This is a genomic window from Porphyromonas somerae (assembly GCF_022845615.1).
Lineage (GTDB): Bacteria > Bacteroidota > Bacteroidia > Bacteroidales > Porphyromonadaceae > Porphyromonas_A > Porphyromonas_A somerae.
In genome coordinates, this window is sequence record NZ_AP025559.1 from 114,010 (window position 1) to 126,945 (window position 12,936).

13 protein-coding genes and 1 riboswitch are annotated in these 12,936 nt (G+C 48.8%); of the genes, 6 read left to right on the forward strand and 7 right to left on the reverse strand.

Annotated features, from left to right (window positions below):
- Nucleotides 1-24: 24 nt before the first annotated feature.
- From MWL85_RS00430 to MWL85_RS00455, 6 genes are read right to left on the reverse strand one after another with little or no spacing between them, the layout of a single operon-like run.
- Nucleotides 25-1,902 carry an alpha-L-fucosidase gene (locus tag MWL85_RS00430; protein WP_244400889.1) on the reverse strand — a complete coding sequence of 626 codons (1,878 nt, stop codon included), beginning with the start codon at nt 1,900-1,902 and terminating at the stop codon, nt 25-27.
- A 4-nt stretch (nt 1,903-1,906) separates the two neighbouring features.
- Complete coding sequence (dprA, locus tag MWL85_RS00435) at nt 1,907-3,037, reverse strand: DNA-processing protein DprA (RefSeq protein WP_244400891.1); 1,131 nt, start codon at nt 3,035-3,037, stop codon at nt 1,907-1,909.
- On the reverse strand, nt 3,038-3,457 hold the full coding sequence (locus MWL85_RS00440) for an acyl-CoA thioesterase (RefSeq protein ID WP_018028728.1): 420 nt from the start codon (nt 3,455-3,457) through the stop codon (nt 3,038-3,040). It lies immediately after the preceding gene.
- Nucleotides 3,454-4,737: a peptidase U32 family protein gene (locus tag MWL85_RS00445; protein ID WP_021903729.1), complete on the reverse strand. Its 1,284-nt coding sequence runs from the start codon at nt 4,735-4,737 to the stop codon at nt 3,454-3,456. Before MWL85_RS00445 ends, MWL85_RS00440 begins: the two co-directional genes overlap by 4 nt.
- Entirely contained in the window at nt 4,737-5,732 is a 996-nt protein-coding gene (locus MWL85_RS00450; RefSeq protein WP_244400893.1) for a glycoside hydrolase family 130 protein, read from the reverse strand. Before MWL85_RS00450 ends, MWL85_RS00445 begins: the two co-directional genes overlap by 1 nt.
- Nucleotides 5,733-5,764: 32 nt before the next feature.
- Entirely contained in the window at nt 5,765-7,042 is a 1,278-nt protein-coding gene (locus MWL85_RS00455) for an MFS transporter (RefSeq protein WP_244400895.1), read from the reverse strand.
- A 375-nt stretch (nt 7,043-7,417) separates the two neighbouring features.
- Here MWL85_RS00455 and MWL85_RS00460 point away from each other — a divergent pair, with 375 nt between their 5' ends.
- Genes MWL85_RS00460 through MWL85_RS00470 form a run of 3 tightly spaced genes read left to right on the forward strand, consistent with a single transcriptional unit; the run spans nt 7,418 to nt 8,310 of the window.
- Complete coding sequence (locus MWL85_RS00460; RefSeq protein ID WP_244400897.1) at nt 7,418-7,588, forward strand: hypothetical protein; 171 nt, start codon at nt 7,418-7,420, stop codon at nt 7,586-7,588.
- A 59-nt stretch (nt 7,589-7,647) separates the two neighbouring features.
- Entirely contained in the window at nt 7,648-7,941 is a 294-nt protein-coding gene (locus tag MWL85_RS00465) for a type II toxin-antitoxin system HigB family toxin (protein ID WP_244400899.1), read from the forward strand.
- A gap of 12 nt (nt 7,942-7,953) precedes the next feature.
- The gene (locus MWL85_RS00470) at nt 7,954-8,310 is read left to right on the forward strand and encodes a helix-turn-helix domain-containing protein (RefSeq protein ID WP_244400901.1); all 357 of its coding nucleotides are present in this window, start codon (nt 7,954-7,956) and stop codon (nt 8,308-8,310) included.
- Nucleotides 8,311-8,477: 167 nt separating this feature from the next.
- On the opposite strand, the gene MWL85_RS00475 is transcribed toward MWL85_RS00470, so the two are convergent.
- Nucleotides 8,478-10,727 carry a TonB-dependent receptor gene (locus tag MWL85_RS00475; protein WP_244400902.1) on the reverse strand — a complete coding sequence of 750 codons (2,250 nt, stop codon included), beginning with the start codon at nt 10,725-10,727 and terminating at the stop codon, nt 8,478-8,480.
- A 115-nt stretch (nt 10,728-10,842) separates the two neighbouring features.
- A riboswitch (TPP riboswitch) is annotated at nt 10,843-10,942 on the reverse strand.
- A gap of 161 nt (nt 10,943-11,103) precedes the next feature.
- Between MWL85_RS00475 and MWL85_RS00480 the strand changes: the two genes are divergently transcribed.
- From MWL85_RS00480 to MWL85_RS00490, 3 genes are read left to right on the forward strand one after another with little or no spacing between them, the layout of a single operon-like run.
- On the forward strand, nt 11,104-11,370 hold the full coding sequence (locus MWL85_RS00480) for a hypothetical protein (protein ID WP_244400904.1): 267 nt from the start codon (nt 11,104-11,106) through the stop codon (nt 11,368-11,370).
- On the forward strand, nt 11,367-12,203 hold the full coding sequence (locus tag MWL85_RS00485) for a DUF5675 family protein (protein WP_244400906.1): 837 nt from the start codon (nt 11,367-11,369) through the stop codon (nt 12,201-12,203). Before MWL85_RS00480 ends, MWL85_RS00485 begins: the two co-directional genes overlap by 4 nt.
- The gene (locus MWL85_RS00490) at nt 12,200-12,805 is read left to right on the forward strand and encodes a hypothetical protein (RefSeq protein WP_244400908.1); all 606 of its coding nucleotides are present in this window, start codon (nt 12,200-12,202) and stop codon (nt 12,803-12,805) included. Before MWL85_RS00485 ends, MWL85_RS00490 begins: the two co-directional genes overlap by 4 nt.
- Nucleotides 12,806-12,936: the final 131 nt, after the last annotated feature.

The window sequence follows — 12,936 nt, forward strand, 5'->3', positions numbered from 1 at the left end:
TGTAGTGACGTCTATGTAGTTATGCTATTTTAGTCGGAGTGTTGAAAGATGTGCAGGAGATGCGAGGGGCACCTGCCATAGCTTAGTGAGTGTTACTTCGCCCTTGGGTAGGCGGATCTGTTGCTGGTGCTCGACCCACGTGGTGGGGATCTCTAGCTGAAGGTGTGATGCCTTTGCCCACCGATTATAGAGCTTAATCGTGATTTGGTTCTCCCCTTTTCGGAGAGGCAATAGTAGCTGGAGCGTGGCATTGCCCTCCTCTCGGTGGAGTGCCCCATCGATGTATTCGCCATTGAGGTAGAGGAGGATGCCATCGGTGTAGGTGAGGGTAAGGGGTAACTCGGTTGCCTGGTCTACTGTGATCGCTTGCCGGAATAATCGTCCTGAACTGAAGCCCATAGGGAGTGTGACCCCTTGTCGTAAATCGGCTTGCGAGGGAACCCACTCTGGGTTGTTGGCGATAGTCGCCATCCGTCCTCTCTGAGGTGACTCTTCGAGTGGACCCCATTGGTATGAAGGGGTTGGTATCGTGGTACTTTTCTCGGGCTGTAGGGTTAGGGGCTTGCCATTGAGTAGAATCTCCCTCCCTACCTCCTTGTCGGTATAGGTGAGGGTGTAGCTCTTGGCACGAGGAACGCTCCATTGATAGCCTACGATGCTTTGGAAACTAGCATAGTAATCTGCCGAGGAGTGGGCAAATAGCGGTGCCGCATTGAGCGGTGTGAGTGCCCCCTTAGTTACTTCTTGCTTTGGTGCTCTATACTTGGTTTTGTAGAGATGATAGTAGGTGTTGCTGGCGATGAGCTGAGCACCCTTAGGGGCGGGAGTTCCTTTCTTCTGAAAGATATACTTTTGGCTCTTATCGGCACTCAGTGTGGCGAGTTGGTTGAGGGTAGCGGCAGGGTGGGTCTGGTAGATCGCCTCCTTAAAGGGGGCTAGCTCCTCGCCAATCCGCTGGATCACCTCCGCCTCAAAAGGAACGATAGAGCCGTCGCCCTTCGGTCCGATATTGAGTAGGTACTTGCCACCGTAGGCAACCACCTTGAGCAGTGCATCGAGTTTCTCTTGCACCTTTGCCTCTACCGATCCCCTCTCTTGCCACGATCGGTAACCCCAAGTCTCATCAAAGATAGAGGCGGCTGTTTGCCACGGCATCGCCATCAGATAGTCGGGGTATTCATTGTCCGCCATCACGCAGAAGTCGGCGTAGTCATTGCCGAGACGTCCGCTCACCATACAGTCGGGCTGTAGCTGATGTACGAGGGCATAGAGCTCGGCACTTTGCTCAGTGGTGAGGCTTCCCATATCAAACCAGAGCTCATCTACTCGCCCATACTTGGTGAGTAGCTCCCGCACCTGAGCCATATTGTATTGGTGGTGGGGTGGGGTGATGGGGTCGGCATTGTGCGAAGTGAAGGGCACCGCATAGGGGTAGTGCCAATCGATGAGTGAGAAGTAGATGCCGAAGCCGATACCGGCTTGGTGGCACGCCTCTGCTAGCTCGCCAATGAGATCTCTCTTGGTAGGGGTGTTCATCACATTGTAGTCGGTGGTCTCGGTATCGAAAAGACAGAAGCCATCGTGGTGTTTACTGGTCATTACCACACTCCGCATACCGCCCTTCTGTGCCAAAGCGACGATCTCTTGGGCATCGAACTTTGCCGCATCAAGTTGTTGAGTGTAGGCTTCATACCAGTCGCTAAAGCCGATGCCGAAGGTGAGGATTTGCTCCGAATAACCTTTCGTGACTGGCTCTCCCTGAAAGACGCCACCAGGGATGGAGTAGAGCCCATAATGTACAAAGAGGGAGTACTTATCGCCGTACCAATCGTTGCTTTGTGCTGAGGCGGTAAGGGCTACTAGAGCAGTGAGTGAGAGTAAGAGTTGGTAGAGTCTTTTCATTGTCTTAATGGTTTTTGATGCAGTATCTCCCTCCTGGAAGTGAGTGGATTTGTCCATTCAATTCAAGCTCAAAGAGCATGCCCGAGATGGTCGGCACCTCCTCTCCTAGCTGCAGTGCTAGGTCTTCAAGCGTGAGGTGGTCGGCGGTGCGTAATGCCTTGAGTATTGGGTTGCTCTCCTCCTGCTCCTCTTCAAAGGGAAGCCTTTGGGGCTTGAGTGTGGGGAGGAGCTGGAGCTCGTCTAGGAGCTTATCGGGGGTGGTGATGATGCTTGCTTTTTGGTGGGCAACTAGTTTGTTGCACCCTTTTGAGGCGGGGTCAAAGATTCGTCCAGGGGCGACCAGCACTGAGCGACCGTAGTCAAAAGCGATGTTGGCGGTGATGAGTGAGCCACCCCGCTCGGCACTCTCGACCACTATCGTACCTAGGGAAAGGCCGGCGACAATCCGATTGCGCTGTACAAAGCGTTGGGGAAGAGCCCGTGTGCGGTAAGGGTATTCGGTGACCACGCCACCGCCCATGGCGATCATCTGCTCGGCGAGATCGCGGTGTGAGCTAGGGTAGAGGGTGTAGTGCCCATGTGCCACCACGCCGATGCTCTTGAGCCCATATTTCAAAGCCGCTTGGTGCGACAGTTTATCCACACCGTAGGCGAGGCCACTCACGATGGTGATATCGGGGCGTAGTGCAGCAATCCCCTCCATAAGGTATTCGAGCACATCAAGTGAGTAGTGGGTGTTGCGTCGGGTGCCGACAAAGCTTATCATCGGGCCTGAGGGGATTTGCCCTTTCACATAAAGCACTAACGGGGCATCGAAGCACTGAGCCAAGAAGGGCGGGTACTCCTCATCGCCAAAAAAGTAGAGCTTGAGGGGTCGCCTACGCTGTTGCAGCTCCTCCAGTATCTCCAATTCTCTCTTCGCTAGCTCTACCCCATTACCCGAAAGTAGCAACTGTGCTAGCTTTGGTCGGATATTGGGGTGCTTCATTAGCTCCGCAGGGGTGGCTGCCATCACCGCTTCTGCCGAACCCATTTCCTCGATAAGGGCTTTGGCGGTGACAGGTCCTATCCCCTCCGTGAGACTAAGCTGTAGGAGAGCCAACTGCTCGGAAGAAAACTGCAGGGAGCTTTCCATTTAAGGCTGGATATTAGCTAGGAGTTGGTCGAAGTATTCGCCTCGTGTCAATTTCCCGTCCTGCACCAGCACAGCCGAGATCTTGCCCACAGCGGCTATCTTTTTATCCGAAAGACGAATGACATCTTGGTCAAAGACGAGCCGCACGCCCTCGCGATGCACATTGAGGCCTACCCAAAAGCGGTCGCCACTCTTGAGGGAGACCTTGTAGTCGATCTCCACTCTCGCAACAAAGGCGTCGTAGCCGAGGTCGTGCATCCGTCCGAAGTTATCACCGAGGCTCTCGAGAAATTCGTGCCTCGCATGCTCCATATAGCGCTGATAGTTGGCGTTATTGACCACTCCTTGGAGGTCGCACTCGTAGTCTCTCACCTTCATCTCAATGAGATAGAGGTACTTCTTATCTGGCAATTGGCTCATAAAAACTTGCTTTTTCCTTTCTCTTCAACCATTCTCATCACATAAAGGCGATCGCCTGGACGTACCTTTTCGGGCACCTTGACGCTAAAGCGTATGCCTTTCTCTGTAATCTCAGGGGCGATGCTATCGGCTACCCGCATCTCATTGGCAGGGAAGAAGACGGCTCCTGTAGTGGGTCCTGTGATGAGGAGCTCCTCGCCCTCTTTGATCAGTCCACTCTCGAGCTCCAACTCTGCTACACCTAGCTTGGAGAAGTACTTGATCACCCGACCGACATGCGTCTTGACCCTTGTGGCAGAAGAACCGTACTTGTGTGTCCACTCGCCCAATCGCTGGCCGAGGTAGTAGCCGTCCCAAAAACCACGATTGAAGACAGTGGCGAGTCGCTCGTCCCAATTCCGTATCTTCTCCTCGGTGTAGCTCCCATCGAGGTGGGCTAGGATCGCCTCATTGTAACACTCGCATACCGTCCGTACATACTCGGGTCCTCTGGCACGCCCCTCTATCTTAAAGACACGCACCCCAGCGTCCATCATCTTATTCATAAAGTGGATGGTCTTGAGGTCTTTGGGCGACATAATATATTGGTTCTCCACCTCCAGCTCCATATCACTTGTGGTATCCTTGACTAGGTAGCTGCGTCGGCAGATCTGGTTGCACGCCCCGCGATTGGCACTGCTATTCATCTCGTGCAGGCTGAGGTAGCACTTGCCACTCACCGCCATACAGAGAGCGCCGTGGGCAAACATCTCTATCCGTACCAGTTCGCCCCTTGGCCCTCGGATATCCTCCTCTACAATGGCTTGGTGGATGCGATCCACCTGGTCTAGATTGAGCTCGCGTGCCAACACCACCACGTCGGCAAAGCGGGCGTAGAAGCGGAGTGCCTCCACATTGGTGATATTGAGCTGCGTAGAGAGATGCACCTCTACCCCTTGGTCAAAGGCGTAGCTCATCGCTGCAATATCGCTCGCGATGATGGCCGATATGCCAGCCGCTTTGGCGGAGTCTACAATCTCGTGAAGTAACTCCATATCACCATCGTAGATGATGGTATTGACCGTAAGATAACTCTTCACCCCCTTTTCGTCGCAGAGCTTTACGATCTCCTCCATATCGTGGGTGTCGAAGGTCTTGGCACTCCTTGCCCGCATATTGAGCCCTTCGATGCCGAAGTAAACGGCATCGGCACCCCCTTGTAGTGCAGCGTGGAGCGACTCCCAGCTGCCTACAGGTGCCATAATCTCAAAGTCTTTGCGACTAAGTCCTTTCTGTATCATCAGAGGATATTGGTCTCCTTGGTAAACTTGATGATCTCATCAATGTAGCCAAAGGCTAGCCCCGTTACACTATCGGCACAGCCGTAGTAGATAGCAATTCGGCCAGTCTCCGCATCGTGGATCGCTGCACAAGGGAAGGTTACATTAGGTACATCGCCCATGCACTCATACTGCTCAAGGGGGCTGATCAGATACTCCCCACTACGGGCAATCATCTTCCAAGGCTGCTCCTTATCTAGCAGTGCACTACCAAAGGCATAGACATACCCATTGCAGCTCCTCAATACTCCGTGGTAGATCATCAGCCACCCCTCGCTCGTCTCGATAGGGATCGGTCCGGCCCCCACCTTGAGGCATTGCCATGCACTCACCTCGAAGGGTGCTGGCGCCATTACGTGGCGGTGCTTACCCCAGAAGACCATATCAGGAGACTCGCTATAGAAGATATCGCCGAAAGCGGTATGCCCATTGTCGCTCGGACGAGAGAGCATCGCGTAGTTGCCATTGATTTTACGAGGGAAGAGCACGCCATTCCTATTGAAAGGAAGGTAGGCATTCTCTAGCTGATGGAAGGTCTCAAAGTCCTCTGTCCACGCCACTCCAATCGTAGGCCCATGATAGCCATTGCACCAGGTGACATAATACTTGCCTTCCATCTCTACCACACGTGGGTCGTAGCCATAAACCCACTCACCAATCTCAGGGTCGGGGCAGGTGAATTCGATCTTCTCGGGGCGGATATCCCACTTGATACCATCCTTACTGAAGCCTACGTGCAGACGCATACGGCGGTTCTTGTCATCCACTCTGAATACCCCAGCAAAGCCATCCTTGTATGGCACCACGGCACTATTGAATATGCTATTGCTGTGAGGTGTCTCGTAACGACCGATCACCGGGTTTTGGCTATAGCGCCAGAGTACCTCCTTTGACCCCTTTGGTCTATCTTCCCATGGCATATTGAGCATCGCAGGCCCTTCAATCTTTATATCCATATCTCTATTGATTCATTAAAAAGTGATTATACTTATATCTCATTGCCCTCGTCATCGTAGGTAAAGGGCACTTTATAGGCACAAATAAGCCCAGGAATGGCTACCACTAGCGCGATGAGGAAAAATAGCTCGTAACCCACACGGTCGCTGATAGAGCCACTCACCATGCCAGGGAGCATCACACTTAGATTCATCAGACTGGTGCCTATGGCATAGTGTGCCATCTGGTGTGGTCCACGTGCCACCTGCTGCATCATAAAGAGGTTGAGCCCCACAAAGCCGAAGCCATACCCGAAGTACTCCATTGTGATCCCTATAGTAGTCCACCCGAGCCATTCTGGTTGGAAGTAGGCGAGCAGGAAATAGACCACAAAAGGGATGTTGAAGATCAAGGCTAGGGAAAAGAGCACCTTACGCAGCCCGAAGTGACTAATGTAATAGCCACTCAGTAGGCTACCGAGGATAAAGGCGGCCGTACCTGCCGTGCCGTAGATGAGTCCAAATTGCTCATTGGTAAGCCCGATACCCCCCTCCGCTACTCCTGCCTTAAGGAAGAGCGGTGCAATCTTTATTGCCAGCCCCTCCGTGAGACGGTAGAGGAGGATAAAGAGTAGGTAAAACCAGATGTGCTTCTTCTCAAAGAAGCTGACGAATATCTCCACAAAGCTCTTCATTGCATCGGATAGGGAGCGAGTCTCCTTGCTCTCTTCGGTGTTCTTCATCTTCCCCGGCAGTATCGCTAAGTGGTAAAGCGCCACAGCAAGCATAATCACTCCCGCTAGTAGAAAGACGATACGCCAGGCCCACAGCACTCCGTAGTCCTTTGAGAGGCTACCCACGAGGTAGACCAAAGCACCACGGGCAAAGATCTTGGCAATATTGTAGGCGGCACCTTGCCACCCAATGTATTGGCTCTGTTGCTTTTGGCTAAGGTATTGCATATAGGTGCCATCGCCTGCAATGTCGTGCATGGAGCCACTAATCGCCATCAGTGCCATTAGCACAATAGTCACCGCAAAGAAGTTCTCCACCCCGAGCCCTGCAAAGATGAGACCTAATACCACTGCCGACACCAACTCCGTTAGCACCACATACTGCTTCTTGGTGCCAAAGATTTCCATCACGGGACTGAAAAGGGGTTTCAAGCTCCACGGCAAAGTGAGGAGCGATGCCCAAAAGGTAATCCGACCATCGGGGATCCCGAGGTCCTTAAACATCAAGAGCGATACATCCGATAGCAACACCATCGGAAGCCCCATCGCAAAGTAAACCGTCGGCACCCACACCGCAGGACTTTTCGTTTGACTCATCAGATAACTTAATCAATAATATTACTATTAGAATACAAACTTACCAAATTCCTCCCTATTCACCTTATCACCATTGGCCCCCTTGCGGGTCGGATCTCCTGATTTAGTGCTAGAATGTTCTTCTTGGAACAGCCATAAAACCTCTATACAAGTAGAGCAAAAGTTGAGATGCAACAAAGCAAATGCTTAGTTGCATCTCGGCGATTGCTTAGTTGCAACTCGCCAATCGCTTAGTTGCAACTCAGTTTTCTTTTTTATATAGTATTGAATATCAGTTTGTTATAAATGGGCTTTTTGAGCCACTACTTCCTCCTATTTTATAGGGTCATTAACTTATACATTTACTCCTAATGCGTAACCCCTGAGGAAGTCGGTGTGGAAGTGGGTTTGGAGGGGGTGGTGTATCGTCTATGTATCTTGAGAATGTTGCACGAAGTGCCATTCATCTCTGGTAGTATTGAAGAGCGTGTGTGTAAGGTGCTTGGTGTGAAGGGGGATGGGCAAAGTGCTTTAATGGAGGCGGTGAAGGCTGAGCTGGAGGAGTAGAATGTTTTGTAATTCAAAATAATTGTGCTATATTTGTGGCGTAATTCAAAACTTTTGATGTGAGGATAATTAGTATAAGACGTATTCGGGAGTATTACGAGGCACACCCTGAGAGCAAGGTGGCTTTGCTTTACTGGGTGGAGGTTGTAAAGCGAGCCAAGTGGCGTAATGCTATGGACGTGAAGCGTAGTTTTGGGAGTGTAGACTCGATTGGCGGTCAGAGATATGTCTTTAACATAGGGGGCAATAAGTTTAGGCTTGTTGCGGTTGTGCAGTTTAATCACGATTGTGTATATATTCGCTTTATAGGTACACATAGTGAGTATGATAAGATTGATTGTAGGACTATATAAGTAGAGGGGATTATGGATATTACACAAGAAAAGTATGAGTATGCCCTCAATAGGATTGAGGAGCTTTTGCCACTTATGGAGCGTGGAGAGCTATCTACTTCGGAGGATAGTGAGTTGGCGATTATGAGTGATATTGTTGAGGCGTATGAGGCGGAGCATTATGCCCTTGACACTTTGTCGGTAGGAGAAATGATTAGGTATGCTCTTGATGAGTGTGGCAAGAGTCAGGCGGAGCTTGCTCGTGAGCTTAATTTGTCGGCTTCTCGTATTAGTGACTTTGTGAATGACCGGAGCGAGCCTTCGTTACGTGTCGCTGGTGAGATTTGCAGGTTGCTAGATATTAGTCCTCAGATGATGTTGGGGGTGTAGATAGATTGTTTTAGGGTGAAAATAAAGGGTGCTACTGTGTGGTGCACCCTCTATTGATTTCATACGATAAATTAATATGGGATGAAGCAGGCAGATTCATTCTGTAGTTAAGACAATAATAAAGGACCCCCAAGAGGAGGTCCTTTATACGTATTAGGGATCGTAGCTTAGAAGGTGAGGGTAGCACCTACTACGAAGTGAAGTGGTGCGGCAGGGAAGTAGCCTGTCCATGCCTTGCGCTCTAGCTTGCCACCCTTCTCCTCTGCGTAGCCTTCGCTCCAGCCATTGGTCACGTAGCTACTATTGTAGAGGTTGAGCACCTGTAGCTGAAGTGATAGCGACTGCCCATTGCTGAATGGCTGCAGATAATTGGCCATGAATTGACCTGTGTAGTAGTGTGGAATTGAGCGGTTCTCAAAGCCCGAATTATCGAGATACTGCTTGCCTACATAGTTGCCACTGAGTGCCAAAGAGAGGCGGTCAATTGGCGACCAAGTGAGCGAGTGATTGAATAGTAGCTCTGGGCTCTTAGAGAGGGGAGTGCCCTTGAGAGGGGTTGCTACTTTTTCCTCGGTAGTATAATTGTCCTCAACAAGTGTCATCTCCACCACTCTATTGCGGGAGAGGGTCCCATTGGCCGATAGTGTGAGCTGAGAGGTGATCGCCCAGGTAAATCCTAGCTCTGCACCAGCACGGTAGCTCTTAGGTACATTCATAAGGAGTGGTTCGCCTACGTCACTCACCTTGCCATTTTGCACCAATTGATCCTTGTAGTACATTCCGTAGAGATTGGCAAATAGGCTGAGGTTCTCCCCATTATTCCAATTGCCCCCTAGCTCTAGGTCGAGCATATACTCGGGACGAGGCATGATCTCATTGCCATTGGCATCGTACTCCTTGCTCTCAGTATAGGCCTTGCGATTGGGCTCCTTGCCAGCAGTGGCTAGCGAGAGGTAGAGAGAAGTCCGATAATTGGGGCGATACTGAATGCCCACCTTTGGGAGGATAAAGTTGTAAGGTAAGCGGTAGTCGAGCTGATCTAATTTCTTATCGTGCTTGCTCCACTTGTCGGTAGATCCGTTCATCACGGCATAGACGTGACGATACATCACATCGGCGTAGAGCATCACCTCATAGGAGAGGTCCAGCTCCCCCTTTAGGTAAATGGAGGCATCGGTACGGGTGGAGTGGTTGCGATAATACTCCTGATTAGGCGTGTACTCAATTGACTTATCCTCTACGTAAGGGATCAATCCATAGTGGTCGCCAATGTAGCGATTGGCTGCCAACCCTCCTGATAGGCGGAGATGGTCTACAGAGTAACCGATATTGAATATTCCACCAAAGAAGTGGTTGTCTAGGTACTTCTCTCTAATCAGCGTTCCCTTGGACTTGTCCGAAGCAGGCAATAGACCATACTCTCTTAGCTTCCGCTCGGTGCGGTACTCGTGGGTAAAGCCTTTGCCACGAGTGTAGTGAAGGGTAATGTCGTACTTGAGGTTGGGCAAAGGGTAGTGGCGGAAGATAGCGTAGGTATGCTGCTGGTCGTAGTTGTCGGTGTTGTCGTAGAACTGATGCTTGCTGGCATCCTTCTCCTTGACATTCATCCAGCCTGCCGAATTGAAGCGACGACCAAAGGCTTTCTCTTGGTCAGGAGTCAAACCATTCCACGCAATTCCTGTCTTCTGAATTCCACGGTGGTGGATCAGGCGGAAGCTATAGTAGGTGCCTTGATACATTGCTTGGGCTAGGTAAGCTAGTCCCTCAGTGCCAGAGCGATCTACATAGCCATTGCTGCGAATGTGAGAGAGGTTGCCCCCGAGTCGCCAGCCACTAGCGAGGTTACCACTCTCTAAGGCCACCCTATTGCGGTTCAGTCCGTACGAGCCCCAGTGGGTGCTCAGGCTTCCTCCCGCCTTTGAGCTAGGATCGGCACTCTGCATATCCATTGTCGCACCAAAGGCACCAGCGCCGAAAGAGGAGGCACCAGCTCCGCGGACAATTACAATATCCTTCAGACGCGAACCGAAGTCGGGCATATTGGCCCAGAAGACGGTCTGGCTCTCCGAATCATTCACTGGTACGCCATTGACTGTGATATTGACACGAGTGGGATCCACACCACGAACCGTGAAGTAGGTATAGCCTCCGAAGACGCCACTCTCATTGGTGGTGACGAGCGAAGGGGTGCCCTTCAGAAGGGAAGGGATATCCCACGCTGTGGTCTGCTGCTGCAGCTTCTTTACCACTATCTGTTGCTTAGTGATGGGGACCCTTGCACCTGGGCGAGTGCCAAGTACTACCACCGTCTCTAGATCTCCAGTCATCTCCACCTTCTCTTGTGCCGAGGTGGCTACTGGCAATAGCACTAAGAGCAACCCCGCTAGGGTGGCTCTCAATTGTTTGGTTGTTTTCATTCTCTTTTCTCCTTTTGTTTTTTGATAAACATTTCATTTGAGCTGTAGCCATATTTTTTATGTCTCAAATAAGGAGTGGTAATAAAAGATAAGAGAAAGGCGCGACACAAAGCGGTCGTTCGCCTAGTTGCATCCCTACGCCGGCATTATCCGTACAGGTTTGGAGGGTCTCATCTCAGCCAAAGCAATTGTCTTTAGCACCCCTTGCGAGTTTTGAATATATGGTAGCTCAGCTACTTCACCCGCAAAGTTACGTGAAATAAATCGACCTAGCAAATATGGCATCGTGAAGAGCCTCGGTGAATAGTTTGTAGTTATTATCTTTTCTTGTAAATTTGCAATGGATACCAAGTTGGTGTCTTAAATAAGAAGTGTTATGATAACAATAAGTGCAAGAGACTTTAGAGAGAGTCAGGGGAAGTATTTAGAAAAGGCACTCAACGGTTCTGACTTAATATTGACAACTCGAGATTATGGATCGTTTCGCATTGTACCAGTCAGAAGTGAGGATAAGGTGTATAGTGATGCTGAGTTGGACGAGATGGTTCAATCTGCTATAGCAGAGTATGAGGCGGGTGAGACTATTAGCTATACAGCTAAAAAGCTCAGAGAAATGGCCAACCTTCAAGTCTCAGAGAAATGAATATCAAGCTAACTAAGGAGGCAGAAAGGGACTATAAGAAGATAATCAAGAATGGTCAAAAGAGTAGCCTTAAAAGGATAGTTCAAATATTTGAGGAGCTGGAAGTGAGCCCAAGAGAAGGAATAGGCCAGCCTGAGCGATTGAAACACTTCAAAGATAAGGAGGTGTGGTCGCGTAAGATTGATAAAAAGAATAGGATCAAATTTATAGATCCAGATGGGATGGAAGTAGTTATTGGAGACTTTTACGATAGGCAGGGCAGGTATCTAGGTTCTGACGGAATAGATGATGGTAAAATCTATCTGCTAAACAAAGGGATGCGAGCCAAGTTCGAAAATAAGGCTGTGAACTGGGGAGGATCTTTATCCGAAGCTAGCGTGAGTAACCTAAAAGAAAATTCTACCCAAGTAGGTGGATTGATAATACAAAATCGCATAGAAGAGGGAAATGATTATACCATTAGTGAGTTTGAAACTGTTGGTGGTGAACAGAATGTTACGGGTTATATGCTTGAACCTGCTGGACCTTCAACAACTACACCTAATCAAGATAGAAGAATCCCAGAGGGAGTTTATAACATAGAAAACTATTCCAGCAAGAAATATCCTAACAATTTTCTCCTTTCAAATGAAGATGTTCCCAAAGAAAGATTAATTCTATATCATTCTGGGAATTACGGTCACAATACTGAAGGTTGTAATATGCCTGGAGCAACAAAAGGAGAAGGCTTTGTAGGAAATAGCAAGAAAAAGATGCAAGAATTGAGGGTGTTTATTAATGGCATTGGGGCAGAAAACGTGCTAACAATCATCAACAATAAGATTGAAAAATGAAACTAAGAAAGATGCTTCTGACTTTTGGAGCTTTATGTCTATTACTTGCGTGTAACACTAAAAAAAACACTAATAACACCAATTGTGATAATACTATAACAACGAGAGTAGAAAACCTCAAGCAAGCTTTTGAACAAAGAAATTATCCTTGTTTTTTTAGACAGTTTCCAAACACATATAAAGAGCTTATAGAGTTTTATGGTTACGATGATTCCACTAGAGCAAAACCTTTATACGATTATTATCACTCGCACATCAATTATTTGTTTGAGTATGATGGCAAGTTAATTGATGAAGCTTTTGTAATCAAAGTGTATGGGATAGCAAAAAATGGTATATGGGATGCAGATTGCGTAGGTCTTTTTCAGTTGAATTTAATCGAGCTAATAGAAAGAAACCCAGTTGTTATTTTGCAAGTATTATCAAAGCAACCCGCAAAAGACATAACTGGCTTTTGGTTCTTCGTCTTTGATGGGGCTGAAATTTTTGACTTACAGAACAAAGAAAGGTTTGATATGATATACAACAAAATAGACTCCCTTGATAAAAAGCAGGGACTCATATTGAAAAATGAGTTTAAAAAAAATGTACTCCCCCCCTAAAGTACAATACTCCTATGATAGATCTTTTCCTGGTTATTTAGAAGGAAAAGGATTAGATCGTTTATCTCATTAAGGATGATGAACTAATTATCTTAGTTATTTCAATGCTAGGGCACTACGACGATAAATAA